This is a genomic window from Zobellella taiwanensis, from assembly GCF_003012795.1.
Lineage (GTDB): Bacteria > Pseudomonadota > Gammaproteobacteria > Enterobacterales > Aeromonadaceae > Oceanimonas > Oceanimonas taiwanensis.
The window spans coordinates 15,761-41,656 of the sequence record NZ_PXYH01000019.1 but is presented as its reverse complement, the minus strand read 5'-3'; the positions used below and the strand labels follow the sequence as shown (position 1 = coordinate 41,656).

Sequence of the window (25,896 nt, the reverse complement as noted above, 5' to 3'; positions counted from 1 at the left end):
ATGATAACGCCCCCGGTGCCGTGCCGGTAGTCCCGGTGGTGCTCCCGGCCTTGCACCGAGGACATGGATTGTGTAGTGCCGCCAGATCAGTGAAAATAGCCGCCGGATATTTTTCACCCGGCGACGGGTCGCCCCCGGTATCGCACCGGTGCGGCGGCAGACAGTCCGTGCCCAAACAGAAGATACACATCGATGTCAAACAGCTCTATCGCGCAGGAGGTCTCGCGTCGCAGGACCTTCGCCATCATTTCGCACCCGGATGCGGGTAAGACCACCATCACCGAAAAGGTGCTGCTGCACGGGCGCGCCATCCAGACCGCCGGCACCGTCAAGGGGCGGGGATCCAACCAGCACGCCAAGTCCGACTGGATGGAGATGGAAAAGGAGCGGGGTATCTCGGTCACCACTTCCGTGATGCAGTTTCCTTACAACGACCGCTTGGTGAACCTGCTCGATACCCCAGGTCACGAAGACTTCTCGGAAGACACCTACCGCACCCTGACTGCGGTGGACTCCTGCCTGATGGTGATCGATGCCGCCAAGGGCGTGGAAGACCGTACCCGCAAGCTGATGGAAGTGACCCGCCTGCGCGACACCCCCATCGTCACCTTTATGAACAAGCTGGATCGGGACATCCGCGATCCCATGGAGCTGCTCGACGAGGTGGAAACCGAGCTCAACATCATGTGCGCCCCCGTCACCTGGCCCATCGGCAGCGGCAAGCTGTTCAAGGGGGTCTACCATCTGCACCGGGACGAGACCATCCTCTATCAGTCCGGCCAGGGCCACACCATACAGGAAGTGCGCATTGTCAAGGGCCTGGACAATCCCGAGCTGGATGAGGCGGTGGGCGACGACTTCGCCGCCCAGCTGCGCGAAGAGCTGGAGCTGGTGATGGGCGCCTCCCACGAGTTCGACCGGGAGCTGTTCCTGGCCGGTGAACTGACGCCGGTGTTCTTCGGCACTGCCCTCGGCAACTTCGGCGTGGATCACATGCTCGACGGTCTCACCGAGTGGGCGCCGGCGCCTCTGCCGCGCCAGGCCCACGAGCGGGAAGTGCCGGCCTCGGACGAGAAATTTTCCGGTTTTGTGTTCAAAATCCAGGCCAACATGGATCCCAAGCACCGGGACCGCATCGCCTTTATGCGCATCGTGTCCGGCAAGTACAGCCAGGGCATGAAGATGAAGCACGTCCGCATCGGCAAGACGGTCAGCATCTCCGACGCCGTGACCTTTATGGCCGGCGACCGGGAGCGGGCCGAGGAAGCCTTTGCCGGTGACATCATCGGCCTGCACAACCACGGCACCATCCAGATCGGCGACACCTTTACCCAGGGTGAGGATCTCAAGTTCTCGGGCATCCCCAACTTTGCCCCCGAACTGTTCCGCCGTATCCGGCTGCGCGACCCGCTCAAGCAAAAGCAACTGCTCAAGGGCCTGGTACAGCTCTCGGAGGAAGGCGCAGTGCAGGTGTTCCGTCCGCTCGACAACAACGACCTGATCGTGGGCGCCGTGGGGGTGCTGCAGTTCGACGTGGTGGTGGCCCGGCTCAAATCCGAATACAACGTGGATGCCCTGTACGAGGCGGTGAACGTGTCTACCGCCCGCTGGGTATACTGCAAGGACGCCAAAAAACTGGACGAGTTCCAGCGCAAGATGTCCCTCAACCTGGCCCTCGACGGGGGCGACAACCTCACCTATATCGCCCCCACCATGGTCAACCTCAACCTGACCCGGGAGCGTTACCCGGATATCGAGTTCAGCAAAACCCGGGAACACTAACAACGCCCCAAGCCCCGGCCGGTCGCCGGGGCTTTTTTGTTTCGGCCCGGCTGAAACCCGGCCCGAGGGAGGGAAAATCATGCGCCTGACCGACAGCCACTGCCATTTCGACTTTGCCGCCTTCGATGACGACAGGCCGGGCCACTGGCAACGCGCCAACGCGCTGGGGGTGCGCCGCCTGGTGATCCCCGGGGTGGAAGAGGCCCAGTGGCCACGGCTGCCGGCCCTCTGCGCCGGACTGGGAGGCGTGCATTACGCCCTGGGGCTGCATCCCTGGTGGGTGGAGCGGGCGTCCGCCGACTGGCAAGGGCGGCTGGTGCAAGCCCTGGACGAAGCCGATCACCGCTGTGTCGCCCTCGGCGAGATGGGGCTGGATGCGGCCATCCCGCTGCCCCTGGCGGAGCAGGAAGCCGCATTGCTGTTCCAGCTAGGGCTGGCCCGGGAACGGGAGTTACCGGTGATACTGCACAGCCACAAGAGCCACGACACCCTGCTGAAATGGCTGCGCCGCCATCCCCCCAAGGGTGGGGTGGTGCACGGCTTTTCCGGCTCCCTGCAGCAGGCCGAGGCCTTCTGGCGGCTGGGCATTCACCTCGGAGTGGGCGGCACCATCACCTATCCGAGGGCCCGCAAGACCCGCCACACCCTGGCCGCCATGCCGGCAGACGCCCTGGTGCTGGAAACCGACGCCCCCGACATGCCCCTGTGCGGCTTTCAGGGCCAGCCCAACCATCCCGCCCGCCTGCCCCTGGTGCTGGCCGCGCTCGCCGAGCTGCGCGGCGAGGAGTCCGAGCCGCTGGCCGCACAACTGGAAGCCAATGTCGAACGGTTGTTCGGCTGGCGCTGAGGCCGTGCCAAGAAAAACGTTTTCGTTCTAAAAACCATAATTTTATTGGCTTTTTGCTCGATTATTGCCGCTGTTTTCCTATTCTGTTGTCAGCGAACTCGTATAATCCCGCCCAGCTGACAATGACTGTCGGGCCCTTGTTTTCCGCTGCTACTGAAGGATAGAACTATGACGTTGATCATGAGTCTGGTGGGGATGGCGACGCTTATCCTGATTGCCATACTGTTTTCGAGCAATCGCGGTGCCATCCGGCTGCGTACCGTGGGCGGCGCCTTCGCCATCCAGGCCGGCCTGGGCGCCTTTGTGCTCTACGTGCCCGTGGGCAAGGACATACTGCAGTCCATCTCCGCCGGCGTGTCCCAGGTGATCGCCTTCGCCAACGACGGCATGGGCTTCCTGTTCGGCGGCCTGGTGGGCGACGCCGCCTTCGAAAGCGGCCTCGGCTTTATCTTCGCCCTGCGGGTACTGCCGGTGATCATCTTCTTCTCCTCGCTGATCGCCGTGCTCTACTACCTGGGCATCATGCAATGGATTATCCGCATCCTGGGCGGCGCCCTGCAAAAGGTGCTGGGCACCTCGCGCACCGAATCCATGTCCGCCACCGCCAACATCTTCGTGGGCCAGACCGAAGCCCCGCTGGTGGTGCGTCCCTTTATTTCCAAGATGACCGACTCCGAGCTGTTCGCGGTGATGTGCGGCGGCCTGGCCTCGGTGGCCGGCTCGGTGCTGGCCGGTTACGCCTCCATGGGTGTACCCATGGAATACCTGATCGCCGCTTCCTTTATGGCGGCCCCCGGCGGCCTGCTGTTCGCCAAGCTGATCATGCCCGAAACCGATACCCCAGAGGTGGATGAATCCAGCATCAACGCCGACATGCCGGAAGAGGACAGGCCCGCCAATATCATCGACGCCGCCGCGGGCGGCGCCACCTCCGGCATGATGCTGGCCATGAACGTGGGCGCCATGCTGCTCGCCTTTATCGGCCTGATTGCGCTGATCAACGGCATGCTGGGCGGTGTTGGCGGCTGGATCGGCATGGACAACCTGAGCCTCGAACTGCTGCTCGGCTGGCTGTTCTCGCCCCTGGCCTTCCTGCTGGGCGTGCCCTGGGAAGAAGCCACCATCGCCGGCTCCTTCATCGGCCAGAAGCTGGTGGTCAACGAATTCGTGGCCTACATCAACTTCGCCCCCTACCTCAGCAACGAACTGCTGGTGGAAGGCACCGGCCAGGTGATGTCCGACCATACCAAGGCCATCATCTCCTTCGCCCTGTGCGGCTTCGCCAACCTGTCCTCCGTCGCCATCCTGCTCGGCGGCCTGGGCGGCATGGCGCCGAACCGCCGCCACGACATTGCCCGCTTCGGCCTCAAGGCGGTGCTGGCCGGCACCCTGTCCAACCTGATGTCCGCCACCATCGCCGGTTTCTTTCTGGCCCTGGCGGCACTGTAAAAGGATTAGGCGAGCCCTTTCCCCGGTCTGTTGATGAGTCACCCGGCAGCCACTGCCGGTTGGCCGACTTGCTCGGCAGGTATCAGCAACAACCGGATATGTCGGCCGCCCCTATTTGCGGTTAAACGGATTTAAACTGTCTTCAAGGAACCAAGTCCGCTCGTTCACACCTGGTGAAGACTGGAGAAGCAAATGACAGACTTACACACCGCAGCCCGCCAGGCCCTGGGCCTGATGGATCTGACCACCCTCAATGACGACGACACTGACGCCAAGGTGATCGCCCTGTGCCAACAGGCGGTCACCCCGGCCGGCAACACCGCCGCCATCTGTATCTACCCGCGTTTCATTCCCGTGGCCCGCAAGACCCTGCGCGAACTGGGCGTGGAAGGCCAGGTGAAGATCGCCACCGTCACCAACTTCCCCCGGGGCAACGACGACATCGAGATCGCCGTGCGGGAAACCCGCGCCGCCGTCGCCTATGGCGCCGACGAAGTGGACGTGGTCTTCCCTTATCGCGCCCTGCTGGCCGGCGACGAACAACGCGGCCTGGAACTGGTGCGCGCCTGCAAGGCCGCCTGCGGCGAGGTGCTGCTCAAGGTGATCATCGAAAGCGGCGAACTGAAGGATCCTGCGCTTATCCGGCGCGCCTCCGAGCTCGCCATCGAGGGCGGCGCCGACTTTATCAAGACCTCCACCGGCAAGGTGGCGGTCAACGCCACCCTGGAGGCCGCCGACATCATGCTCAGGGTGATCCGCGACAGTGGCAGGGATATCGGCTTCAAGCCCGCCGGCGGTGTGCGCACCGCCGAGGAAGCGGCGGAATACCTGGCGATGGCGGCCAGCATTATGGGGTCCAACTGGATTTCTCCTCGGCATTTTCGCTTCGGCGCCTCCAGCCTGCTGGCCAACCTGCTGCATACCTTGGGTGAAAGCGACAAGGGTGCCGCCGAAGGAGGCTACTGATGCTGCCCCAGGAAATCATCCGCCACAAACGCGACGGCCAGGCCCTCAGTGCCGAGGAGATCGCCTTCTTCGTCAAGGGCATCGCCGACGGCAGCATCAGTGAGGGCCAGATCGGCGCCTTCGCCATGGCGGTGTACTTCAACGACATGAATGACGACGAGCGCATCCAGTTGACCCTGGGTATCCGCGATTCCGGCGAGGTGCTGGACTGGTCCGGTGCGGGCCTGAACGGCCCCGTGCTCGATAAGCATTCCACCGGCGGGGTGGGGGATCTGGTGTCCCTGGTGCTGGGGCCCTGGGTGGCCGCCTGCGGCGCCCATGTGCCCATGATCTCTGGCCGCGGCCTGGGTCACACCGGCGGCACCCTGGACAAGCTCGAGTCCATTCCCGGCTACAACATCATGCCTTCCAACGCCGACTTCCGCCGGCTGGTGCAGGAGGTGGGGGTGGCCATCATCGGCCAGACCGGCAGCCTGGCCACCGCCGACAAGCGGCTGTACGGGGTGCGGGACGTCACCGCCACCGTCGAGTCCATTCCGCTGATCGTCGCCTCCATCCTCGGCAAGAAGCTGGCCTGCGGCCTGGATGCTTTGGTGATGGACGTGAAGATGGGCTCGGGCGCCTTTATGGCGACCGCCTCGGCGTCGCGGGAACTGGCGGAAGCCATCGTCACCGTGGCCAACGGCGCCGGCACCCCCACCTCGGCCCTGCTCACCGACATGAGCCAGGTGCTGGCCAGCTGCGCCGGCAACGCGGTGGAAGTAGCCGAGGCCATCGCCATGCTGAAGGGCGAGATCCGCCAGGGCCGCCTCTATGAAGTGACCGAGGCGCTGGCGGTGGAAATGCTGCTGGCGGGCCGGCTGGCCGACACCGAGAACGACGCCAGGGGCAAGCTCTACGGCGCGCTCAGCTCAGGCGCCGCTGCCGAACGCTTCGAGCGGATGGTGGCCGGGCTCGGCGGCCCGACCGACATCCTCACCGGCTTCGAGCGCCACCTGCCGAGAGCGCCGGTGATCCGCCCGGTGCTGGCCGAGGCGGAGGGTTATATCATCGACATGGACACCCGCGACATCGGCATGGCGGTGGTGGGCCTGGGCGGCGGTCGCCGCCGGGCCGACGACGTCATCGACCACAGTGTCGGCCTGACCGCCATCGCCGGCATCGGCGACCGGGTCGAGGTCGGCACCGAGCTGGCCATCGTCCATGCCCGCAATGAAGACGACTATGCCGCCGCGGCCGAACAGGTCCGCCGCGCCATGGTGCTGGGCGAGCAACGGGAAGAGGCGCCCCGCAGCGTCTACGACGTGATCCGCCCCGAGGAGGTAGCATGAAACGCGCAATAGTACTGGTACTGGATTCCTTCGGCATCGGCGCCGCACCCGATGCCGCCCGCTTCGGCGACGAAGGCGCCGACACCCTGGGCCACATCGCCGCCGTCTGTGCCCGGGGCGAGGCGGACAACGGCCGCCGGGGGCCGCTGTGGCTGCCCAACCTGGGCCGGCTCGGCCTGTTCCACGCCCATGCCGAGAGCACCGGCCGGGTGGCCGAAGGGGTGACCCTGCCCGCCGAGGTGACCGGCAGCTACGGCTATGCCCGGGAACTGTCCTCCGGCAAGGATACCCCCTCCGGCCACTGGGAGATCGCCGGGGTGCCGGTGCTGTTCGACTGGGGCTATTTCACCGACACCGAAAACAGCTTCCCCCAGGCGCTGATCGACGAGCTGGTGGAGAAGGCCAAATTGCCGGGCATTCTCGGCAACTGCCACGCCTCCGGCACCACCATCCTCGAGCAACTGGGCGAGGAGCATGTGCGCACCGGCAAGCCGATCTGCTACACCTCGGCGGACTCGGTGTTCCAGATTGCCTGCCACGAAGACAGCTTCGGCCTGGATCGGCTCTATGAACTGTGCGAGCTGGCCCGCGAGCTGCTGATGCCCTACAACATCGGCCGGGTTATCGCCCGCCCGTTCAAGGGGGAGAGCGCCGCCGACTTCGCGCGCACCGGCAACCGCCGCGACTACAGCATAGAACCGCCGGCCGCGACCGTGCTGCAGAAGCTGGTGGAGGAGAAAAACGGCGAGGTGGTGTCCATCGGCAAGATTGCCGATATCTACGCCCACTGCGGCATCACCCGCAAGGTCAAGGCCAACGGCCTGGACGAGCTGTTCGACGCCACCCTGGCGGAGGTGAAGCGGGCCGGCGACGATACCATTGTCATGACCAACTTCGTCGACTTCGACTCCAGCTACGGCCACCGCCGCAACGTGACCGGCTACGCCGCCGCCCTGGAGGCTTTCGATCGCCGCCTGCCCGAGCTGCTGGCCATCATGCAGCCGGAGGATCTGCTGATCATGACCGCCGATCACGGCTGCGACCCGACCTGGACCGGCACCGATCACACCCGCGAGCATATCCCGGTGATCTGCCTGGGCGGCGGCCTCGCCGTCGGCTCCCTGGGCGGGCGCGAGACCTTTGCCGATATCGGCCAGTCCCTGGCGGCCTATTTCGGCCTGAGCCCGATGGATTACGGCAAGTCGTTTTTAGGGCCTGTTTGATATCTGGTGTACTCGGCCAAAGCGCACTGTTCCGCCGACACGCCGTGGGTCCTGATACTCGCTGTTTCGACCTGCTGCGAGCATTCACTGGATGCTCGGTCAGGCCGAAACCGCTCGTCACGGCGAGCAAGCTCGCCCCCTGGGGGCTCCGCCGCGCCATCCCTGGCGCGGAGGGTCGGCAGAACAGCACCCTTTGTCCTTCCCCGGAGCGTCGGTGTCGCTTGCCGACGTTACCCTCGGGCCGCGGCGGGGATTGAAAGAGGCAACAGCAGTGGCCGCGGTGCGGCAGCAATGATTTCAGTTTTGATGTAACCGACAAGATTAACGAGGAATATTATGGCAACCCCACATATCAACGCCGAACGCGGCGATTTCGCCGATACCGTACTGATGCCCGGCGACCCGCTGCGCGCCCAGTACATCGCCGACACCTTCCTGTCCGACGTCAAGCTGGTGAACAAGGTGCGCAACATGCTCGGCTTCACCGGCAGCTACAAGGGCCGGCGGATTTCGGTGATGGGCCACGGCATGGGCATCCCCTCGGTATCCATCTACGCCAAGGAACTGATCACCGAGTTTGACGTGAACACCCTGATCCGGGTTGGCTCCTGCGGCGCCGTGCGCGACGATGTCAACTTGCGCGACGTGGTGATCGGCCTCGGCGCCAGCACCGACTCCAAGGTCAACCGCATCCGCTTCAAGGATCACGACTTCGCCGCCATCGCCGACTTCGAGCTGGTGGCCAACGCGGTGGCGGCCGCCAGGGCCAGGGGCGTGCCGGTCAAGGTGGGCAACCTCTTCTCGGCCGACTTGTTCTACTCGCCCCAGGCGGATCTGTTCCAGCTGATGAAGGACTACGGCATCCTCGGGGTGGAGATGGAAGCGGCGGGCCTGTACGGCGTGGCCGCCGAGTTCGGCGCCCGGGCCCTGACCATCTGCACCGTGTCCGACCACATACTGCGCCACGAGGCCCTGAGCGCCGACGAGCGCCAGACCAGCTTCAACGACATGATGGAAGTGGCGCTGGAGTCGGTGCTGCTGGGCGACTCAGCCTGAACTTCCTTCGGGAGGCCGCCCGGCCTCCTGTTTTTTGGCCGCCGCCCGGCGGCCCAGGGGAAAGAGGGAAACGGCGGCGCCAAGCAGGGCCGCCAGCGGCACCAGCCAGGCCAGATGATGTTGCAGCCGCTGCCAGATATGGCTCTGGGCCGAGGTCAACGCCGATTCGGACAACTCCAGATGCAAGAAGCCGACCGGCCGGTCGTTTTCGTACAGTGTCCGCACATAGGGCAGGGTAGTGCCATCCGGGGTGCCGGCTTCGGCCAGCAGGCGGCCGCCCGCGTCATGGAGCCGGACCGAGCGGGTCGGGGCGGCGGCGGCCAGTTCGTCCACCAACTGTTGCTGCACCTCTCCGTCTTCTGCCGCCAGGGCACGCAGGGCCTGGAACTCGGCAAAATCGGCCAGAGCCGCGGCCGAGTGGCGGTGAGGCAGCTGTTGCCAGCGCTGGCCCAATTGCTGGATACCGCTCCACTGCCAGCCGGCCAGCAGCAACAGTACAAGCAGCAGCAGGAGCCGCCAGAGGGGTTTGGAAGTGAGGGTGTTTTTCCACATAGCGGTCCATATTGTCCCTTGCCTGTGGAAAAAGCAATACGCTACCCTGAGCGCCGGTTTGTCATTACTTACTGAAGGAATTCACGTGGCGCTATTGATGGAAGCCCTGCCCGACAGGGTTCTGGAGTGGGAAGCCGTGCTGGGGCGGGAATCGCACCTGTGCCGTGGCGCGCATCTGGTGCCGGGCAGCCTGGCCCAGGCCGAGGGACATTTGGTGCTGCTGGCCGAGCAGCTGGACAAGTCCGCCCTGACTCGCAGCCTGGCGGTCCTGGAACAGGCCGGGGTGACCGCCGAACTCGAGCGGATGACACGAGTGGCGCAGCGGGAGCTGCTGAGCCTGCGCCTGTCGCACTGGTCGCCGTCGCTAAAGGCCGGGCTGCAGCGGGTGGCCCAGGGCTGGGATCTGGCCTGTGTGCCCGAGTTGCCCGTCTGCGACCGGCCCGGCCTGGTGTTGATGGACATGGACTCCACCGCCATCCAGATTGAATGCATCGACGAAATCGCCCGTCTGGCCGGGGTGGGCGAGGAAGTGGCCGCCATCACCCGGGCCGCGATGGAAGGAGCCTTGCCCTTTTCCGAGAGCCTGCGCCGTCGGGTCAAGGCCCTGGCCGGCGCCGATGCTGCCATCATCGAGGAGGTCATCGGCATGATGCCGCTGATGCCGGGCCTGACCGAACTGGTCGCCGGCCTCAAGCAGATGGGCTGGAAGGTGGCCATCGCCTCCGGCGGTTTCACTCCTTTCGCCTGTCACCTGCAGCAGCAACTGGGACTGGACGCGGTGTTTGCCAATACCCTGGAAATCCGCGACGGCAGGCTGACCGGCGAAGTGCTGGGCGCCATCGTCGACGCCGAGGCCAAGGCCAACATCCTGGTCAACCTGGCCCATGAGCACAATATTCCCATCAGCCAGACCGTGGCCGTCGGCGACGGGGCCAACGATCTGCTGATGCTGGCCCAGGCGGGTCTGGGCGTGGCGCTGCACGCCAAGCCCCTGGTGCAGGAAAAGGCGCCGGTCTGCCTCAACCGGCTCAGCCTGGAAGGGGTGCTGGGCTTGCTGCAGGCGCGCTGAGCCGTACCCGGGAAAGGGCCAGATCGGTCAGGTCGAATACCTGGCACAGGGCGGCCAGCTCCGCCAGCTGCTGTTCCAGCAACTGGGTTTTGTGCAGGGCGGTCTGGGTCAGGTTTTGCCACTCGGGGATAAAAAAGTCGAGTTGACGTAATTGCAGCCGGTTGACGACGGCAAGGCTGACCCTGGGCTGGCGATAGCGTCCGGGATCGAACAGTTCTGCCTGGCGGGCCGGTGTCGGGTTGACCACCAGCACCGATTTGCCTTCGCCGTCGGCATGGCTGGCGGTCCAGATTTCCACCATCAGATGGCTCTTGCCGTCGGGACGGTGCAGGGCGGTGGCGATCGACTGCATCAATTGACGGGAGATCAGCCGGCTCAGGTAGGCCTGCTGAAACTCGTTGGACAGGAAGGACATCAGTCCCTGCTGGGCCAGGCAGGCGATGGCGCCCTGCACATAAAAGCCGCTGTCGTTGCGGCCCAGCAGGAAGGTGGGCGAGGGTGGCTGTTGCTGGGCCTGCCGGCTCAGCCACATCAGCCAGGCCGGCTGATGGTGGCTTTGGGGACGGGCCCGGAGTTTGTCCTGGTTTTGTTCCAGCAGGGCCGAAAAAAACTGGAATCCCACATGGGTCTTGGGCTCACCCAGCAGGTGCAGGTGCAATACCTTGCCGCCGCCGCTCTGGTTGACCACCTCGTAGTCCAGGCCGCGCAGCTTCCAGGCCCGGCCGAGTTTGTCGAGTTCGGGCAGGGTCAGTGCGATCCGGGCGGGCAGGGCCAGCTCGAGCGGAGCATCGAGCAGGATCTTCAGGCCGCTGGCGGAGATGTCCTCGGTGCGTCCGGGCAGCCGTTGTCCGTTCAGCTCCAGCTCTACCGGGGTTTCATAACGAAAGCGGGTTTCCTGGCGCAGGGAAGGCTGGCGCAGTGGCACCAGGCTGACCGGCCGGGATTGGGGTTGCAGCAGGAAGGGAGCCAGGGGCCGGATGTTGGCCTTGCCCTCGGGCCGGTATTCCGGAGCCGGCAAGGGGGTCAGCCAGAGGTGCCAGCCCAGCTGTTGCAGCCGTTGTACTCCCTGGCTGTCGAGGCTTTCGATCACCTGGTCGGTGAAGGTGACGGGACGGATGTTCAGGTAATAGAGCTGCAGGCTGCCGGCGCGGTTGCCTTCGGCGATAAACTCCCGGTAAAGGCCGGCATCGGCCAGCTGGCGCTGGTCGGCGGCAAAGTAATAGGCCTGCTGCTGCCCCTTGAGCTGGAAGCTGTACAGCAGCACGGGGTGTGCCGGATTTTGCGCCATGCGCATGATCCGCTCGGGCGGCAGCAGGCTGGCGAGCAAATCGCCCGTGTCCCGCAGGCGCCAGCGTTCCAGCAGCCGGTTGCCGAAGCGGTTGCTGAGCACTTCCCGGATCCCTCCCTGCCGGTCGCAGAACAGGGACATACCGAGGCCGGTTTCCAGCAGGGCCTGGCCCCAGCACTGGGACAGGGTGGTGCTGTAGAGGTCTTCGGCATCGCTGCCATAGCGTGGCCGCTTCTGCTCAATAAAGTCGTGCAGCGCCTTGTCCCATTCCTCGCTGGCTTCCTGCCGGCGCAGCTTCAGCCGGTTGGATTCCTCGCCCCGTTCCTGGCCGCCGATCACCTGGTAACGCCCGGGCCGGGCCAGACAGTCCAGTCCCGGCTGCTGTGCCAGTTCCGGAAAGGAAACCAGGATGTCGGTGCCGTCCGCCAGGGTCAGGGGCGCTCCCAGATGAAGCAGCAGGCCGCCCACCGAAATGTTCAGGCTGTTGGCCTGGACTGTGGTTCCCTTGCCGTGCAGCAGCACAGGGGTGACGAACTGCAGCCGGGTTTCCTTGCGCCGGGTACCGAAGGCAGGCAGGTGCCAGGGGCTGGCATTGAGCATGGCCGGCTGTTTGCGCAGGGCGGCCAGGTCGGCGATCAATGCTTCGTACAGGCCGCGGGTATATTCACCGTGGTAGTCGTCGAGCAGCTGCTGGAAGCGCTGTTCCAGCCGGGGAGGCAGCATGTGGTCCAGCCCTTGGTGGCGGAACAGACGGCATTGCTCCGGGAACAGGCTGCGCAAGTCCAGCACGCGCAGGCAGGGCGAGGTCAGCCGCCGGATTTCCGCCTGGATCTGGAACCGGGCCTGGGTATCCAGGCCGGGCAGAAAGCTGTCGAGCAGGCTATCCAGATCGTGCTGATAGCTGAGCGGTACCAGTTTGGTCACCAGGGCTTTGTAGGGGCTGAGATCCATCTTGCTTGTGGTTGAGTGAGGTAAAAACTTGGTCCAGTATAACAGCTCGTTAATGAATGAGTGAGTCAGCATGGCCAAGTCCAAGACCGCCTTTGTATGCGGTGAATGCGGTGCCGAATTTCCCCGCTGGCAGGGGCAGTGCTCCGAGTGCAAGGAGTGGAATACCCTCAGCGAAATCCGGCTGGCGCCGGCCGCCTCGTCAGGCCGCAATGCCCGTTTTTCCGGCTATGCCGGCGCGCTGGAGAACAAGGTCCAGACCCTGAATGAAATCGCCATGACCGAAATTCCGCGCATCGACAGCGGCTTTCGCGAGCTGGACCGGGTACTGGGCGGCGGCCTGGTGCCCGGCTCGGCGATTCTCATCGGCGGCAACCCCGGCGCCGGAAAGAGTACCCTGCTGCTGCAGGTCATGTGCGGCCTGGCCGGGCGTATGAAAACTCTGTACGTCACCGGCGAGGAGTCGTTGCAGCAGGTGGCGATGCGCGCCCAGCGCCTGGGCCTGCCCCGGGATCAGTTGCGTATGCTGTCGGAAACCAGCGTGGAGCAAATCTGCCAGGTGGCCCGGCAAGAGCAACCGGCGGTGATGGTGATCGACTCCATCCAGGTGATGCACGTGGCCGATGTGCAGTCGGCGCCGGGTTCGGTGAGCCAGGTGCGGGAAGCAGCGGCCCAGCTCACCCGCTTCGCCAAGCAGCAGGGGGTGGTGATCCTGATGGTGGGCCATGTCACCAAGGACGGCACCCTGGCCGGCCCCAAGGTGCTGGAGCACTGCATCGACTGCTCTGTGCTGCTCGACGGCGCCGCCGACAGCCGCTTTCGCACCCTGCGCAGCCACAAGAACCGCTTTGGCGCGGTCAACGAGCTGGGGGTGTTCGCCATGACCGAAACCGGCATGAAGGAGGTGAGCAACCCGTCCGCCATTTTCCTCAGCCGGGGCGAGGAGCAGACCACCGGATCCGTGGTGATGGTGATCTGGGAGGGCACCCGGCCCTTGCTGGTGGAGCTGCAGGCGCTGGTGGATTATTCCCAACTGGCCAACCCGCGGCGGGTGACGGTGGGCCTGGAGCACAACCGGCTGGCGCTGCTGCTGGCGGTGCTGCACCGCCACGGCGGCATGCAGATGGCGGATCAGGATGTGTTCGTCAACGTGGTGGGCGGCGTGCGGGTAGAGGACACCAGCGCCGACCTGGCGTTGTTGCTGGCGCTGGTGTCGAGCTTTCGCGACAAGGCCCTGCCGAAAGAGCTGGTGGTGTTTGGCGAGGTGGGCCTGTCGGGGGAAATCCGGCCGGTGCCGTCGGGGCAGGAGCGGCTGATGGAAGCGGCCAAGCACGGCTTTACCCGGGCCATTGTGCCCTGGGCCAACCGGCCCAAGCAGGCCCCCGAGGGTATGGAAGTGATTGCGGTGAAAAAACTGGAAGAGGCGCTCGAGGCGCTCTAGTCCTCGTCCACCAACTGGGCGAACTGGCGCTGGAGCAGGGCGTCGTCGCCCAGGTTCAGCTCCACCAGCCGGCGCAGGTGGGCGGCGCTGTCGATGTCCATCCGCTGGCATTCCAGGCCGATGCAGGTGCCGTGGTGGTGGCGCTGGCGTCCCTGCATCACGATACGTTGACCGTGTCCGTCCAGATCGAGCAGCAGTTCGAACTCGTCGCCGTTTTGCCCGGCCCAGTCGTCTTCTACCGCCACCAGGGCCCCGTGCAGGGAAAGATCGCGCACCAGCCCCCGGTGATGGCGGCCGCCGGCGTCGACCAGCCAGGCCTGGGCCTTGAATCCGATTCGGGAAAACACTCTGCGCTCGGCCATGGTGGCCTCCTGTTCAGGCGGGTTGGCTGGTATCGAGGTGATCGACCAGGTCGATGGCCGAGACCAGCCGGTCTTCCAGCTCGAACCGCTCTTCCAGCAATTCCCCCAGGTGGCTGAGATCCCGATCCAGCTCCATCAGGGTGTCCTCGTCGGCCTGGGTGTATTTGTCGTGAAAATTCAGCGCCTCGTCGGTATTGTGCTTGATGCGCGGGTAGATGCGCTCGGCCAATACGCGGGCGTTGCCCCGGGTGGCCTCGTAGGCGGCCATGACATAATCATAGATTTCAAAATGCCCGGCCGAGACGTAATCCACCAGTTGACCGCAAAACTCTTCGAGTTCGGCCTGTGTCGGCAGGGTTTTCTGATGGGTGCTGAGGCGGATGTATTCTACCAGCAGGCTCTGGCGGGCATTGAGAAAGGCGTCCAGCGCCCGGTGTTTGCCGGCGAGCCGGGTCTTGGTCCGTTCCATTTTCCCGAGCATGTTTCCCTCCGTGGGCTGCCAGGTACAGGGTGATGGAATATAAGTAAAGAAAAGACCGGCTCCGGTCAATAGCGGCGTCGACAAGTTGCGTCCTGGCTCGCCATTCGGCGGATGGACGCAGTTTTTTCCGATTTTCCGCCATGATGGTACAATGCGGCCAATTTGCCACCTGATCCGGAACGACGGGATGAACACACTCAAGAATGATCGCTATTTACGTGCCCTTTTGCGCCAGCCGGTAGACTACACTCCGGTCTGGATGATGCGCCAGGCCGGCCGCTACCTGCCGGAATACAAGGCGACCCGGGCCCAGGCCGGCGACTTTATGTCGCTGTGCAAGAACGCCGAGCTGGCCTGTGAGGTGACCCTGCAGCCGCTGCGTCGTTTCCCGCTGGATGCCGCCATCCTGTTCTCCGATATCCTCACCATTCCCGACGCCATGGGCCTGGGACTGTATTTCGAAACGGGCGAAGGTCCCAAGTTCGAGCGGCCGGTGGCCTCCCTTGCCGATGTGCAGAAGATAGGCGTGCCCGATCCGGAAGCCGAACTCGGTTATGTGATGAACGCGGTGCGCACCATCCGCCGCGAGCTGAAGGGCGAGGTGCCGCTGATCGGTTTTTCCGGCAGCCCCTGGACTCTGGCCACCTACATGGTGGAAGGCGGCAGCTCCAAGGCCTTTACCAAAATCAAGAAGATGATGTACGCCGAGCCGCAAACCCTGCATCTGCTGCTCGACAAGCTGGCCGACAGCGTGACCTCTTACCTGAATGCCCAGGTGGCGGCCGGCGCCCAGTCGCTGATGATCTTCGACACCTGGGGCGGGGTGCTGACCCCGCGCGACTATAACGACTTCTCGCTGCAGTACATGGCCAAGATAGTCGACGGCCTGACCCGCGAAGCCGACGGCCGCCGGGTGCCGGTGACCCTGTTCACCAAGAACGGGGGACAGTGGCTGGAGGCCATCGCCGCCACCGGCTGCGATGCAGTGGGCCTGGACTGGACCATCAACATCGCCGACGCCCGGCGACGGGTGGGCGACAAGGTGGCGCTGCAGGGCAACATGGATCCGTCCATGCTTTACGCCCCCATTCCCCGCATCGAGCAGGAAGTGGCGACCATACTCGAAGGCTATGGCCAGGGCCCGGGCCATGTGTTCAACCTGGGGCACGGCATTCACCTGGACGTGGATCCCGAGCACGCCGGTGCCTTTATCGAAGCGGTACACCGCCTGTCCCGGCCCTACCACCAGGGCTGAGCAGGCTGGTGTTGAACCGGAATCAAAAAAGCGCCCTAGGGCGCTTTTTTGATGGTGATGGGGGCCGTTAGCCGGCGAACTCCTTTTTGTACTGCTCCACCCTGGCGAGGAAGGCGCGGCGCTCGGCACCGTTCAGGCCCTCGGCCATGGGCAGTTTGACCTGCATGGGGTCCACCGGGCGATTGTTGACGTGGAACTCATAATGCAGGTGCGGGCCGGTAGAGCGACCGGTGTTGCCGGACAGGGCGATGCGCTGGCCGCGCTTGACCGTGTCGCCCTGTTTGACCAGGAAGCGGCTCAGGTGCAGGAAGCGGGTGGTGTACTGACGACCGTGGCGGATCACCAGATAGTTGCCCGCCAGGGGATGCCGGGTGGCCTTGACCACCACGCCATCGCCGGGGGCGACAACGGGAGTGCCCGTCGGCACCGCGAAATCGGTTCCGTTGTGAGGCTGGACCCGGCCGGTGACCGGGTGTTTGCGGGTCAGGTTGAAGTTGGAGCTGATGCGGACATTGCGCTCCAGGGGGATGCGTACAAAGCCGCGCTCCATGCTTTCGCCCCTGGCGTCGTAAAATTTGCCGTCTTCATGGCGGAAGGCCTGGTAGGTCTTGCCCTTGTTGGTGATCTCCACCGCCTGCAGCTCGGACTTGCCGGTGCTCTGGCCATCGACGAACTCGCGCTGCACCACCACCTTGAAGCTGTCGCCCTGGCGCAGGTCGCGGGCGAAGTTGAGCTGCCACTGGAACAGGTTGGCCACCCGCTGGATCTGGCTGGGCGAAAGGCCGGCATCCCGGGCGCTGATATAAAAACTGCCACTGATGACGCCGCCGAGGGTGCGGCTTTCCCAACGGCTTTCCTCGGTTTTGAGGTTGCTCTGGTAGCCCTCGCCGGTGCGGGTGAACAGGCGGCTGTGCATCAGATCCTGCTGGATTTTGAATTCCTGCAGCAGGTTGTCTTCATCGATCAGCAAGGAAAGGGTCTGGCCTGGCTTGAGTCCATCCAGCACCCTTTCCTTGTCGGCGTCCAGCAGCTTGTACATGGTGGCCAGGGGCAGCCCCAGACCGTTGAAGATAGTGCTCAGGGTATCGCCGTTTTGCACCACATATTCCTGCCATTCGGGTTCCTCGGAGGCAATGGCATCGAGGGCGTCCACCGGTTCGACCGGGCCTATCTCGTCATTGGGCAGGGAATAAAATTCGGTGTTGTCGACCTGCTCCCGGGCTTCCTTGGGCAGGTTGAGGCTGGCGGGGATGCTGATCCTGACCGGCTGCTCCATCAGTTCATTGGGGGAGGGCATCATGACCGCTGTGGTCAGGGTAAGGCCGCTCAGGAAGATGATGCCGTACAGATGCCGCTTGGGTAGTTGCGTGGGCATTCCTTGCAGTCGGGTTTGTATCGGGCGGAGAGGATTCATCCGGATTACCTGTGCCTGTTGGTTGCTGAACTGTGCATGCAAAAACCGCTTTATCTATCCAGGCATGGATCCAAGGATAATAAAGCGGCCGGATTCTTATCACAAAACGGCCCGCTGGGCGGGCCACCATGGTTAGTACATGGGGTGATATGAAAGTTCACCATTATACAGAATTTAATTTCAGTTTTTTATGATTCGTTAAGTAAACATGCGGCCATGGCGTCCGCCATTTGTCGCATGAAGACAAAATATCCCTGAGGGCCGCTTTCCACCCTGGCGGCGAGCGGGTCGAGCACGCCGATCCGGGCCTGGGTGCCGCGCCGTACCGCCTCGATCACAGCGGGGCGGAACTGGGGCTCGGCAAACACGCATTCGGCCCGGGCGTCTTTCAGTGCCTGGTGGATAAGGCTCAGGGTCCGGGCGCCGGGAGCCCGCTCGGGGTTGACGGTGAAATAGCCGAGCGATGGCAGGCGGTAGTGTTCTTCCCAGTAGCCGTAGGCATCGTGGAACACGAAATAGCCCTTGCCCCGGGCCGGCGCCAGCCGGGCTTCGACCTCGGCATTGGTGCGCCGTAATTCTGCCTCGAAACGGGCCAGGTTTTGTTGATATCGATCAGCATTGGCGGCATCAAGTTCGGCCAGGCGAGCGGCGATCAGGATGGCAATCTGCCGGCCGTGATGGGGATCGAGCCAGATATGGGGATCCCGGGCGCCATGATCATGGTCATGATGGGGATCTGCGGTTTCCTGGTGGGCGATCACGATTTTGCCGTTATCATGATCATGGTCATGGTCATGGTCATGGTCATGGTCATGGGCGTCGGCAGGTTCCTGGTGGTTGTGCGGTTCCGCCTCAATGCGGGCCATCAACGCCAGGCTGCCTGGGTGGCTTTCCAGCAGCGGCGCCAGGAAACCTTCCAGCTCGGGACCGACCCAGATCACCAGGTCGGCATTGTTTACCCGGCGCAAGTCCGAGGGCTTGAGGGCATAGTCGTGGGGCGAAGTACCGGGCGGCAACAACAGCTCCGAGTTGGCGGCGCCATCTGTAATGGCGTCGGCGATCAGTTGCAGCGGCTTGATGGTGGTGACAATCTCAACGGCCCGGGCCGGGCTGATCAGCAGCAGGGACAGGGCTAAGGGTAGCAGGGCTTTCATCGGCGGGGGCGCTCTGAATTTGTTGATGGAGTTCGGCTGGTCGAGAATGTTATAATATTACATATCACAAAGTAAAGGCGCGCGGCGGATGACCAAACTGGTGGAATTGACGGAGGTCGGCCTGGAAGCCGACGGCAATCTGATCCTGGAGCGGATCTCCCTGACCCTGAATGGCGGCGAGATACTGACCATCGTCGGCCCCAACGGCGCCGGCAAAAGTTCGCTGGTCAAGCTGGTGCTGGGCCTGCGCCAGGCGAGCAGCGGCAGCCTGTGGTGCAAGCCGGGCCTGCGTATCGGCTATGTGCCCCAAAAGTTGCACCTGGATCCGGTATTGCCGCTGACTGTGGCCCGCTTTCTCAGCCTGTCCCACGGTCGCCGGCTGACGGTAGCCCGGGCATTGGCACGGGTAGGGGCGGAGCGGCTGGCCGAACGTGGCATGCAGGCCCTGTCCGGTGGTGAAATGCAGCGTGTACTGCTGGCGCGGGCCCTGATGATGGAGCCTGAGCTGCTGATCCTGGACGAACCCGCCCAGGGGGTCGATGTGCATGGGCAGACCGAACTCTATGCCCTGATCCAGCGATTATGCGACGAATTGCGCTGCGGTGTGCTGATGGTATCCCACGATTTGCATCTGGTGATGGCCAGCACCCACAGGGTTATTTGCCTGAACCAGCATATCTGCTGCCATGGGGAGCCTGAGCAGGTGGCCCGTCATCCCGAGTTCGCCCGTCTGTTCGGGCGGCCCGAGCTGGCCCAACTGGCGGTCTATACCCACCACCATCATTGTGACGACGAGCACCACGGAGACGTACGCCATGTGGGATAGTTTTCTGCTTTATGCCCTGTTGGCGGGGTTGGGCATCGCCGTGCTGGCCGGGCCATTGGGCAGTTTTGTGGTATGGCGGCGGATGGCCTATTTTGGCGATACCCTGGCCCATTCCTCCCTGCTGGGGGTGGCGCTTGGCCTCTTGTTGCACATCGACCTGACCCTGGCGGTGCTGGTGGCCTGCCTGGTGCTGGGGATACTGCTGGCGGCGTTGCAGCGGGCCAGCTGGCTGGCCACCGACACCCTGCTGGGCATCCTGGCCCATACGGCCCTGTCCCTCGGCCTGGTCGCGCTGGCCTTTATGGACAATGTGCGGGTCGATCTCATGGCCTACCTGTTCGGGGATCTGCTGGCGATCCAGCCGGTGGATCTGTACTGGATCTACGGGGGAGGCGTGGTGTTGCTGCTGATCCTGCGCCGCTTCTGGAGCCAGTTGCTTTCCATTACCGTCAGCGAGGAGCTGGCCCGGGTGGAAGGCGTGCGGGTAGAGCCGCTCAAGCTGCTGCTGCTGCTGATGATCAGCGTGCTGATTGCGGTGGCGATGAAATTCGTGGGGGCGCTGATCATCACCTCGTTGCTGATCATTCCTGCCGCCACCGCCCGGCGTTTCAGCCGCACGCCCGAGCAGATGGCCGGTTATGCCGCCGGGCTGGGTGTGCTGTCGGTGCTCGGCGGACTGCAGCTGTCGGTGAGTTACGATACGCCCAGTGGCCCTTCGGTGGTGGTGGTGGCCGCCGGCCTGTTCCTGCTGTCCCAGTTGTTGCCGAAACGGGGTTAACTCTGCCCCAGTGCCTGATGCACCCGAGCCCGCAGGGCGGGCAGTTCCTCCCGCTCGAACCAGGGGTTTTGAGTAAGCCAGCGACGGTTGCGGGGCGAGGGATGGGGCAGGGGCAGTTGCGTCGGCGCGAATTCCCGCCAGTGGCGTACCGTCTCGGTAAGGGTAGGGTAGCGGTTGCCCAGGTAGTAACGCTGGGCGTACTGGCCGATCAGCAGGGTCAGTTCAATGTGGGGCAGGGCGTCGAGTATCCGCTGATGCCAGGTGGGGGCGCATTCGGGCCGGGGCGGCAGGTCGCCGCTCTTGCCCTTGCCCGGATAACAAAAGCCCATGGGCATGATGGCGAACAGCTCCGGATCGTAGAACTGCTCCCGGCCCACCTCCAGCCAGCGGCGCAGGGTGTCGCCGGAGGGATCGTTCCAGGGAATGCCGGTGTTGTGCACCCGGGTGCCCGGCGCCTGGCCGATGATGAGAATACGGGCGCCGCCGCCCAGTTGCACCACGGGCCTGGGCCCCAGCGGCAGATGGGCCTCACACAGCCTGCAGGCCCGCACTTCCCGCAGCAGGGACTCCATGCTCAGTATCCCAGATCGAAGTTGACCACTCCTTCCATTGCCTTGTTTTCTATGTATTTCAGGTAGTTACGGCTAAAGCGCGTCACTATCTGATCCGGAAAGCTGTAACCGGCATTGTGTGGAGTGATGATCACATTGGGCATGTCCCACAGCAGGCTTTCCGCCGGCAGGGGTTCGGTAGCGAATACGTCCAGCACGGCGGCGCCGATGCGGCCGCTGCGCAGGGCCTGTACCAGGGCGGTTTCATCTACTGCATCGCCCCGGCCCACGTTGCAGAACACGACACCCGGTTTGACGTGATTAAGCCGCTCGGCATTGAACAGGCCGCGGGTCTGGGGCGTGGAGGGCACTACGCTGACCACCACATCGGCCCGGGGCAGCACCTTGTTCAGGGCCTGGGTTTGATAGGTGCGATCGAAGTTCGGCGCCTCGTGGCCGGAGCGGCTGATGCCGAGCACTTCCATGCCGAAGTGGCGGGCGGTGCCGGCCACGTGCTGGCCGATGCTGCCGGTGCCGATGATCAGCATGGTCTTGCCCTGCAGGCTCTGGTAGGGAATCGGCTGCCAGTTGTGGTGGCGCTGCTGTTCCCGGTAGTGGCGCAGATGGCGGGTGATGGACAGCAGATGGGCAAACACGTATTCGCTGATCAACGGGCCGAAGATGCCGCGCACATTGGTCAGCAGGTAGTCCTGGCGGGTGCCCGGCGCCAGCAGGGCATCGACCCCGGCATAGGTGGACTGGACCCACTTCAGTGCCCGGGCGTCCTTGAGCCGGGGCCGGATGCGCGCCGGCTCGCCCAGCAGGATATCGGCCCGGGCCAGGCCTTCCCGGATACCGGCCTCGTCCCTGGGTTCGAGTATGGTCAGCCCCGGCAGGTAGGCCTGGTTCAACAGGGCGTGATACTGGGCATTGTCCTGGCTGAGCAGTAACAGGGTATGATGGGCCATACCATCGTCTCCTCAAAATGCGGTGTGTGCTGACTTTTATGAGACAATGGCACAAGCAAAAACTTATACCAGTGTTTCCCCTGCAAAGTGTGAGCCCCGGCGGCAATCGGTCAGTTCGTCAGCAGGGGCGGCCATACAACCACAAGGAACAGACCGTGTTCGGCGACAAATTCTACAAGAAACTCAACAAGCTGATGCCCTGGCAGCAGACCGTATTCGCCCTGGCCCTGGCGGAGCGCATGTATCCCAACTACCACCTTTTCGCCGAGGCCTCGGGGTTTGGCGACGGAGCCCGTTTTCGCCACTGCCTGGATGTGCTCTGGACCTACCTCACGATCAAGGGCTCAAGGGTGGACTTGTCGGCCGAACTGGAATCGTTCGAACCTCTTATTCCCGATCCAAGCCGCTTTGAGTCCTATGGTGCCTATCCGGCGCTGGATGCCTGCGTGGCCCTGGGGGCGGCCTACAACTCGGTGATCTGCCGTATCGGCGAGGAAGCCATGGAAGCCAGCAGTGCGTCCCTGGGGACGGTGGCCGGCTTTGCCGAGCTGTTGGCCGAGCGGGATCTGAGTGAGGAAGAGCTGTACGAGCACGAGCTGGTGGAAGCGGAAATGGAGTTTCAGGTGGCACTGCTGGAGCAGGTGGCCCAACCGAGGGAGGCCGAAACCATTCTGGCCATCCGCGACCTCGCCGCCCAGGACGGGGTGTCCAATATCGGCATCAGCCTGCAGGATTAATACTTTTCTTCCTGAACCAGGCTGCCCACCTGCAGCAGGGGGGCCACGTCCAGTTCGTGAGCGTTCATCATCGAGGAGATGCGCTGTACCGACGACAGCAGCAGGTTCTGCTCCCAGGCTTCCAGTGCCTGAAAGCGCTGGATAAAGCTTTCCTGCAGGGGGCGGGGGGCCGTTTTCAGCTTGACCTTGCCTTCGTCGGTGAGCACGGCGTGCACCTTGCGCTTGTCGGTAAGGCTGCGCTCCCGGCGCACCAACTGCTTTTGCTCAAGCCGGTCGATGATGGTGGTGGCGGTGGCCTGGCTCATGTTGGTGGCCTGGGCCAGTTTGCGCATGGTGATGTCGCCATGTTCGCTGATCGCCTGCATCAGCAGCAACTGGGGGCCGGTCAGGCCGGAGGCCTTGCTGAGCTGGCGGGAATGGAGGTCGATGGCACGGATGATCTGGCGCAGGGCCACCAGCACTTCTTCATGTTTTTCCACAATATACCTGCCGATGTGGGCTTGCTGGATGTGCGCGCACCTTAGCGCAAAACACGCGGACTGGAAAGTCCCGGGCCAGGCTGGGAGCCGGCGGCAATTGTATGTACAATTGCCCTGACGCAGGAGGTCCAGTGACGCAATCCATTCCCCTTTATCAGCAGATCAAGCAGCATATCCTGGCCCGCATCCAGTCCGGTGAATATCCGCTGCACCAGCAAATTCCCCCCGAGCAGGAGCTGGCCGGTCAGTTCGGTGTCAGCCGGATGACGGCCCACAAGGCGATCCGCGACCTGGTGCAGGAGGGCTACCTGATGCGCCGGGCCGGGCTGGGCACCTTTGTCACCGAGCCCAAGGCCGAGTCGCCGCTGGCGGACATCAACAATATCGCCGACGAGGTACGCAGTCGCGGCCACGACTACGGCAACCGGGTACTGCTGCTGGAAAGCCTGCGCGCCGATGAGGAAGTGGCCCTGCAGATGGGCATGCGGCTCAATGCCCGGGTATTCCACTCGGTGATAGTCCATCTGGAAAACCAGGCGCCGATCCAGGTGGAAGAGCGCTTCGTCAATCCGGCGCTGGCACCCGGCTACCTGGGCTGCGACTTTGCTCGGATGACCCCCAATGCCTACCTGGTGCAGCACTGCCCGCTGTCGGATCTGGAGCATATCGTCGAGGCGCGGCTGGCGCCGGCCCAGGTGTGCGACTGGCTGCAGATAGGGTCCGAAGAGCCCTGCCTGCTGGTGACCCGCCGTACCTGGTCGCTGCACCAGCTGGTGAGCTTTGCCCGGCTCTGGCACCCGGGCAACCGCTACAAGCTGCGCTCCACCCTCAAGCTGGACTGAGCGCCATCCCGGCGCTCAGGGTGGCGGACGCAAGCCGGAGCCACAATACTTCCCACCTGGGTCAGCGCCACTGGGTCAGTTGCAGATCCAGGCTGTTCTTGCCGTCGGTGACCTGGATGTCCAGCTCCTGCAGGGTGGCGAAGAGATCGATGCTGCGGCTACAGAGCTCGGCCAGCCGGGCCGGCTGGGGATCGGCCAGGTGGTAGATTTCGAGCCGCGGCAACTGCCCCAGCTCTACCTGGTGTTTGCTCCACCATTCCAGGGCGGAGCGCCCGCCATAGCTGTACACCACTACCCGCTCGGCCCGGGACAGGGCCTGCTTGATGCGCTTGACGCTGGGCTCGCCCAGTTCCACCCACAGCAGGATGCGCCCATCCGGCGCCTTCTGCCACAGTTCGGGTTCGTCGTCGGTGCTGAGTCCCTTGGTAAAACTCAGATCCTCGTCGGCATGGCGCATAAAGGCCAGCAGCCGCACCATCATCCGGGTTTCGGTTTCCGACGGATGGCGGGCCACGGTCAGGCTGTGTTCCTGGTAGTAGTGGCGGTGCAGATCGCTGATATTCAGCCGCACCTTGTGCAGGGTGGCGGTCAGGGCCATGAAAGGATCTCGTTAACAAAAACGCCATCTTAACGGCAAGCCGGGGCGGTATCCAGCCCGACGCGGCCCGGCGCCGGGCCGTCATTGGCTCAGGGGGCGATCAGCATGGCGACCGGGATGGCCAGCAGCAGGCTGAGGAAGGCGCGGACAAACCACACCAGCACCAGGGTGCCCACCTTGAGCGGGATACGGGTCGCCAGTATGCAGGGAATCGAGGCCGAGAAGAACAGCACCGACGACACGCACACCACGCCGGCAGCGAAGCGGGCCACGAAGTCGGCCTCGGCCATCAGCAGCGCCGGCAGGAACATTTCCGCCAGCCCCGAGGCGGTGGCCTTGGCGAGCAGCATGCCGTCCTCCAGGCCCCACAGCCAGGTCACCGGGTAGAACAGGTAGCCCAGCCAGTCGAACACCGGGGTGTATTTGGCCACCAGCAGGCCAATCAGCCCCACCGACATGATGGACGGCAGTATGCTGATGGTCATCACCAGGCCGTCCTTGAAGTTGTCTATCACGTTGCGGCCAAGCGGCGGCGCTTGCTCGGCCACTTCCAGCCCGTTCTGCCAGGCGGTGGCCAGGCGGTTGCCGGGCTCGCCTTCCGGCTCCCGGTGTTCGGCCCTGTTGTCCATGCGGGACAGCGGCGGCAGCCGCACCGTGATGGCGGTAACGATAAAGGTGATCACCAGGGTCAGCCAGAAGTACTGGTTCCAGATCTCCATCAGCCCCAGGGTCTTGGCCACGATGATCATAAAGGTGGCGGAAACGGTGGAAAAGCCGGTGGCGATGATAGCCGCTTCCCGCGCCGAGTAGTGGCCCGCGCTGTACACCCGGTTGGTGATCAGCAGGCCGATGGAATAGCTGCCCACGAAGGAGGCCACCGCATCGATGGCCGAGCGGCCCGGGGTGCGCCAGATGGGCTGCATCAGCTTCTGCACCAGGATGCCGATGGCCTCGAGCAGGCCGTAACCCACCAGGAAGGCCAGGAATACCGAGCCGATGGGCACGATCAGCCCCACCGAGATCACCAGCTTGTTGAACAGGAAGGGCAGCATGTCCGGCGCCTGCAGCGCCGCCGGGCCCAGGCCGGTGAGCGCCATCAGGCCCGCCACTACCCCCAGCCATTTCAGTACCAGGAAGACGGTGTCGGTCGGGCTCTGTTTCCAGCGGCCGGTGACCAGCGGATAAACCGCTCCCGCCACTATCATCCCCATGGCGTACCAGCCGGCGCCGCTTTCGCCCAGGGCGGCGCGCAGCCAGCCCACCATATGATCCAGCGGTATGCTGGTTTTGCCCTGCAGGGTGATGGGAATAAAGAAAATAAAGATGCCGATGGCGCTCAGGCCCAGCAGCCGGCCTATGGCCTTGCCCTGGGGCCGGGATTGAGCCTTGGATTGTTCCTTGGTCTGGTGCATGGGGGCCTCCCTGTTAACGATGATTAATGTATATACAAAAATGATGTCAATGTTAATGATCTGTATGTTTTTTATGTGATCCATCTC

The 25,896-nt window shown here is 63.9% G+C and carries 25 protein-coding genes; 14 read left to right on the top strand and 11 right to left on the bottom strand.

All coding sequences use genetic code 11. From position 1 onward, the window contains the following. Nucleotides 1-192: 192 nt before the first annotated feature. The 7 genes from prfC to deoD all read left to right on the top strand — a co-directional run bounded on the left by prfC (nt 193) and on the right by deoD (nt 8,654). Nucleotides 193-1,782, top strand: a complete 1,590-nt coding sequence (gene prfC / locus C7I36_RS13110; RefSeq protein WP_106454152.1) for a peptide chain release factor 3 — start codon at nt 193-195, stop codon at nt 1,780-1,782. A gap of 79 nt (nt 1,783-1,861) precedes the next feature. After that, nucleotides 1,862-2,629, top strand: a complete 768-nt coding sequence (locus C7I36_RS13105; protein ID WP_106454151.1) for a TatD family hydrolase — start codon at nt 1,862-1,864, stop codon at nt 2,627-2,629. 168 nt (nt 2,630-2,797) lie between these two features. Continuing rightward, nucleotides 2,798-4,078: a NupC/NupG family nucleoside CNT transporter gene (locus C7I36_RS13100; protein ID WP_106454150.1), complete on the top strand. Its 1,281-nt coding sequence runs from the start codon at nt 2,798-2,800 to the stop codon at nt 4,076-4,078. Between the two features lie 192 nt (nt 4,079-4,270). Then, complete coding sequence (gene deoC / locus C7I36_RS13095) at nt 4,271-5,044, top strand: deoxyribose-phosphate aldolase (protein WP_106454149.1); 774 nt, start codon at nt 4,271-4,273, stop codon at nt 5,042-5,044. Beyond that, nucleotides 5,044-6,375 carry a thymidine phosphorylase gene (gene deoA / locus C7I36_RS13090; protein WP_245880111.1) on the top strand — a complete coding sequence of 444 codons (1,332 nt, stop codon included), beginning with the start codon at nt 5,044-5,046 and terminating at the stop codon, nt 6,373-6,375. Before deoC ends, deoA begins: the two co-directional genes overlap by 1 nt. Then, nucleotides 6,372-7,598: a phosphopentomutase gene (locus C7I36_RS13085; RefSeq protein WP_106454147.1), complete on the top strand. Its 1,227-nt coding sequence runs from the start codon at nt 6,372-6,374 to the stop codon at nt 7,596-7,598. The genes deoA and C7I36_RS13085 overlap by 4 nt, the downstream gene beginning before the upstream one ends. Before the next feature lie 336 nt (nt 7,599-7,934). After that, the gene (deoD, locus tag C7I36_RS13080) at nt 7,935-8,654 is read left to right on the top strand and encodes a purine-nucleoside phosphorylase (RefSeq protein WP_106454146.1); all 720 of its coding nucleotides are present in this window, start codon (nt 7,935-7,937) and stop codon (nt 8,652-8,654) included. On the opposite strand, the gene C7I36_RS13075 is transcribed toward deoD, so the two are convergent. Continuing rightward, nucleotides 8,646-9,206 (bottom strand): hypothetical protein, encoded by a 561-nt coding sequence (locus C7I36_RS13075; protein WP_106454145.1) that lies wholly within the window; start codon nt 9,204-9,206, stop codon nt 8,646-8,648. The two genes, deoD and C7I36_RS13075, sit on opposite strands and share 9 nt — an antisense overlap. Nucleotides 9,207-9,303: 97 nt before the next feature. Between C7I36_RS13075 and serB the strand changes: the two genes are divergently transcribed. Beyond that, a complete protein-coding gene (serB, locus tag C7I36_RS13070) occupies nt 9,304-10,275 on the top strand; it encodes a phosphoserine phosphatase SerB (RefSeq protein ID WP_181256377.1) in 972 nt (323 codons plus the stop codon). Here serB and C7I36_RS13065 read toward each other — a convergent pair. After that, nucleotides 10,235-12,514, bottom strand: a complete 2,280-nt coding sequence (locus C7I36_RS13065; RefSeq protein WP_106454143.1) for a PilZ domain-containing protein — start codon at nt 12,512-12,514, stop codon at nt 10,235-10,237. The genes serB and C7I36_RS13065 overlap by 41 nt on opposite strands. A 70-nt stretch (nt 12,515-12,584) precedes the next feature. On the opposite strand from C7I36_RS13065, the gene radA reads away from it, so the two are divergent. Further along, nucleotides 12,585-13,952, top strand: coding sequence for a DNA repair protein RadA (radA, locus tag C7I36_RS13060; protein ID WP_106454142.1), 1,368 nt, complete (start codon nt 12,585-12,587; stop codon nt 13,950-13,952). Here the strand turns inward: radA and C7I36_RS13055 are convergent. After that, nucleotides 13,949-14,314, bottom strand: coding sequence for a PilZ domain-containing protein (locus C7I36_RS13055; protein WP_106454141.1), 366 nt, complete (start codon nt 14,312-14,314; stop codon nt 13,949-13,951). The two genes, radA and C7I36_RS13055, sit on opposite strands and share 4 nt — an antisense overlap. Before the next feature lie 13 nt (nt 14,315-14,327). Then, nucleotides 14,328-14,795: a sigma D regulator gene (gene rsd / locus C7I36_RS13050; RefSeq protein WP_106454140.1), complete on the bottom strand. Its 468-nt coding sequence runs from the start codon at nt 14,793-14,795 to the stop codon at nt 14,328-14,330. A gap of 187 nt (nt 14,796-14,982) precedes the next feature. Between rsd and hemE the strand changes: the two genes are divergently transcribed. Continuing rightward, the gene (hemE, locus tag C7I36_RS13045; protein WP_106454139.1) at nt 14,983-16,050 is read left to right on the top strand and encodes a uroporphyrinogen decarboxylase; all 1,068 of its coding nucleotides are present in this window, start codon (nt 14,983-14,985) and stop codon (nt 16,048-16,050) included. A 67-nt stretch (nt 16,051-16,117) separates the two neighbouring features. On the opposite strand, the gene mepM is transcribed toward hemE, so the two are convergent. Both mepM and znuA read right to left on the bottom strand, forming a co-directional pair. After that, a complete protein-coding gene (gene mepM / locus C7I36_RS13040) occupies nt 16,118-17,464 on the bottom strand; it encodes a murein DD-endopeptidase MepM (protein WP_106454138.1) in 1,347 nt (448 codons plus the stop codon). 188 nt (nt 17,465-17,652) lie between these two features. Next, the gene (gene znuA / locus C7I36_RS13035; protein WP_106454137.1) at nt 17,653-18,618 is read right to left on the bottom strand and encodes a zinc ABC transporter substrate-binding protein ZnuA; all 966 of its coding nucleotides are present in this window, start codon (nt 18,616-18,618) and stop codon (nt 17,653-17,655) included. Between the two features lie 88 nt (nt 18,619-18,706). On the opposite strand from znuA, the gene znuC reads away from it, so the two are divergent. Beyond that, nucleotides 18,707-19,444 (top strand): zinc ABC transporter ATP-binding protein ZnuC, encoded by a 738-nt coding sequence (gene znuC / locus C7I36_RS13030; RefSeq protein ID WP_106454136.1) that lies wholly within the window; start codon nt 18,707-18,709, stop codon nt 19,442-19,444. Continuing rightward, the gene (znuB, locus tag C7I36_RS13025) at nt 19,434-20,222 is read left to right on the top strand and encodes a zinc ABC transporter permease subunit ZnuB (RefSeq protein WP_106454135.1); all 789 of its coding nucleotides are present in this window, start codon (nt 19,434-19,436) and stop codon (nt 20,220-20,222) included. The genes znuC and znuB overlap by 11 nt, the downstream gene beginning before the upstream one ends. On the opposite strand, the gene C7I36_RS13020 is transcribed toward znuB, so the two are convergent. Further along, nucleotides 20,219-20,803 carry a uracil-DNA glycosylase family protein gene (locus C7I36_RS13020; RefSeq protein ID WP_219899655.1) on the bottom strand — a complete coding sequence of 195 codons (585 nt, stop codon included), beginning with the start codon at nt 20,801-20,803 and terminating at the stop codon, nt 20,219-20,221. The two genes, znuB and C7I36_RS13020, sit on opposite strands and share 4 nt — an antisense overlap. Then, a complete protein-coding gene (locus C7I36_RS13015) occupies nt 20,797-21,741 on the bottom strand; it encodes a D-2-hydroxyacid dehydrogenase (RefSeq protein WP_106454133.1) in 945 nt (314 codons plus the stop codon). The genes C7I36_RS13020 and C7I36_RS13015 overlap by 7 nt, the downstream gene beginning before the upstream one ends. A gap of 155 nt (nt 21,742-21,896) precedes the next feature. Here C7I36_RS13015 and C7I36_RS13010 point away from each other — a divergent pair, with 155 nt between their 5' ends. After that, nucleotides 21,897-22,478 (top strand): YjaG family protein, encoded by a 582-nt coding sequence (locus C7I36_RS13010; RefSeq protein WP_106454132.1) that lies wholly within the window; start codon nt 21,897-21,899, stop codon nt 22,476-22,478. Here the strand turns inward: C7I36_RS13010 and C7I36_RS13005 are convergent. Continuing rightward, the gene (locus C7I36_RS13005) at nt 22,475-22,957 is read right to left on the bottom strand and encodes a MarR family winged helix-turn-helix transcriptional regulator (RefSeq protein WP_106454131.1); all 483 of its coding nucleotides are present in this window, start codon (nt 22,955-22,957) and stop codon (nt 22,475-22,477) included. The two genes, C7I36_RS13010 and C7I36_RS13005, sit on opposite strands and share 4 nt — an antisense overlap. Nucleotides 22,958-23,088: 131 nt before the next feature. On the opposite strand from C7I36_RS13005, the gene hutC reads away from it, so the two are divergent. Continuing rightward, nucleotides 23,089-23,799 (top strand): histidine utilization transcriptional repressor HutC, encoded by a 711-nt coding sequence (gene hutC / locus C7I36_RS13000; RefSeq protein WP_106454130.1) that lies wholly within the window; start codon nt 23,089-23,091, stop codon nt 23,797-23,799. A gap of 61 nt (nt 23,800-23,860) precedes the next feature. Here the strand turns inward: hutC and C7I36_RS12995 are convergent, their stop codons facing one another. Both C7I36_RS12995 and C7I36_RS12990 read right to left on the bottom strand, forming a co-directional pair. Further along, entirely contained in the window at nt 23,861-24,397 is a 537-nt protein-coding gene (locus C7I36_RS12995) for a YaeQ family protein (protein WP_106454129.1), read from the bottom strand. A gap of 89 nt (nt 24,398-24,486) precedes the next feature. Then, complete coding sequence (locus tag C7I36_RS12990; protein ID WP_106454173.1) at nt 24,487-25,809, bottom strand: YjiH family protein; 1,323 nt, start codon at nt 25,807-25,809, stop codon at nt 24,487-24,489. Nucleotides 25,810-25,896: the final 87 nt, after the last annotated feature.

Excerpts from the sequence above, each read along its gene's own strand:
- znuC (WP_106454136.1), top strand. The coding sequence starts at position 18,707 with ATGACCAAACTGGTGGAATTGACGGAGGTCGGCCTGGAAGCCGACGGC.
- C7I36_RS13065 (WP_106454143.1), bottom strand. The coding sequence starts at position 12,514 with ATGGATCTCAGCCCCTACAAAGCCCTGGTGACCAAACTGGTACCGCTC.
- C7I36_RS12990 (WP_106454173.1), bottom strand. The coding sequence starts at position 25,809 with ATGCACCAGACCAAGGAACAATCCAAGGCTCAATCCCGGCCCCAGGGC.
- C7I36_RS13075 (WP_106454145.1), bottom strand. The coding sequence starts at position 9,206 with ATGTGGAAAAACACCCTCACTTCCAAACCCCTCTGGCGGCTCCTGCTG.
- C7I36_RS13085 (WP_106454147.1), top strand. The coding sequence starts at position 6,372 with ATGAAACGCGCAATAGTACTGGTACTGGATTCCTTCGGCATCGGCGCC.
- znuB (WP_106454135.1), top strand. The coding sequence starts at position 19,434 with ATGTGGGATAGTTTTCTGCTTTATGCCCTGTTGGCGGGGTTGGGCATC.
- hemE (WP_106454139.1), top strand. The coding sequence starts at position 14,983 with ATGAACACACTCAAGAATGATCGCTATTTACGTGCCCTTTTGCGCCAG.
- prfC (WP_106454152.1), top strand. The coding sequence starts at position 193 with ATGTCAAACAGCTCTATCGCGCAGGAGGTCTCGCGTCGCAGGACCTTC.
- znuA (WP_106454137.1), bottom strand. The coding sequence starts at position 18,618 with ATGAAAGCCCTGCTACCCTTAGCCCTGTCCCTGCTGCTGATCAGCCCG.
- deoA (WP_245880111.1), top strand. The coding sequence starts at position 5,044 with ATGCTGCCCCAGGAAATCATCCGCCACAAACGCGACGGCCAGGCCCTC.
- C7I36_RS13105 (WP_106454151.1), top strand. The coding sequence starts at position 1,862 with ATGCGCCTGACCGACAGCCACTGCCATTTCGACTTTGCCGCCTTCGAT.
- deoC (WP_106454149.1), top strand. The coding sequence starts at position 4,271 with ATGACAGACTTACACACCGCAGCCCGCCAGGCCCTGGGCCTGATGGAT.
- deoD (WP_106454146.1), top strand. The coding sequence starts at position 7,935 with ATGGCAACCCCACATATCAACGCCGAACGCGGCGATTTCGCCGATACC.
- rsd (WP_106454140.1), bottom strand. The coding sequence starts at position 14,795 with ATGCTCGGGAAAATGGAACGGACCAAGACCCGGCTCGCCGGCAAACAC.
- C7I36_RS13015 (WP_106454133.1), bottom strand. The coding sequence starts at position 21,741 with ATGGCCCATCATACCCTGTTACTGCTCAGCCAGGACAATGCCCAGTAT.
- serB (WP_181256377.1), top strand. The coding sequence starts at position 9,304 with ATGGAAGCCCTGCCCGACAGGGTTCTGGAGTGGGAAGCCGTGCTGGGG.
- mepM (WP_106454138.1), bottom strand. The coding sequence starts at position 17,464 with ATGAATCCTCTCCGCCCGATACAAACCCGACTGCAAGGAATGCCCACG.
- radA (WP_106454142.1), top strand. The coding sequence starts at position 12,585 with ATGGCCAAGTCCAAGACCGCCTTTGTATGCGGTGAATGCGGTGCCGAA.
- C7I36_RS12995 (WP_106454129.1), bottom strand. The coding sequence starts at position 24,397 with ATGGCCCTGACCGCCACCCTGCACAAGGTGCGGCTGAATATCAGCGAT.
- C7I36_RS13100 (WP_106454150.1), top strand. The coding sequence starts at position 2,798 with ATGACGTTGATCATGAGTCTGGTGGGGATGGCGACGCTTATCCTGATT.
- C7I36_RS13055 (WP_106454141.1), bottom strand. The coding sequence starts at position 14,314 with ATGGCCGAGCGCAGAGTGTTTTCCCGAATCGGATTCAAGGCCCAGGCC.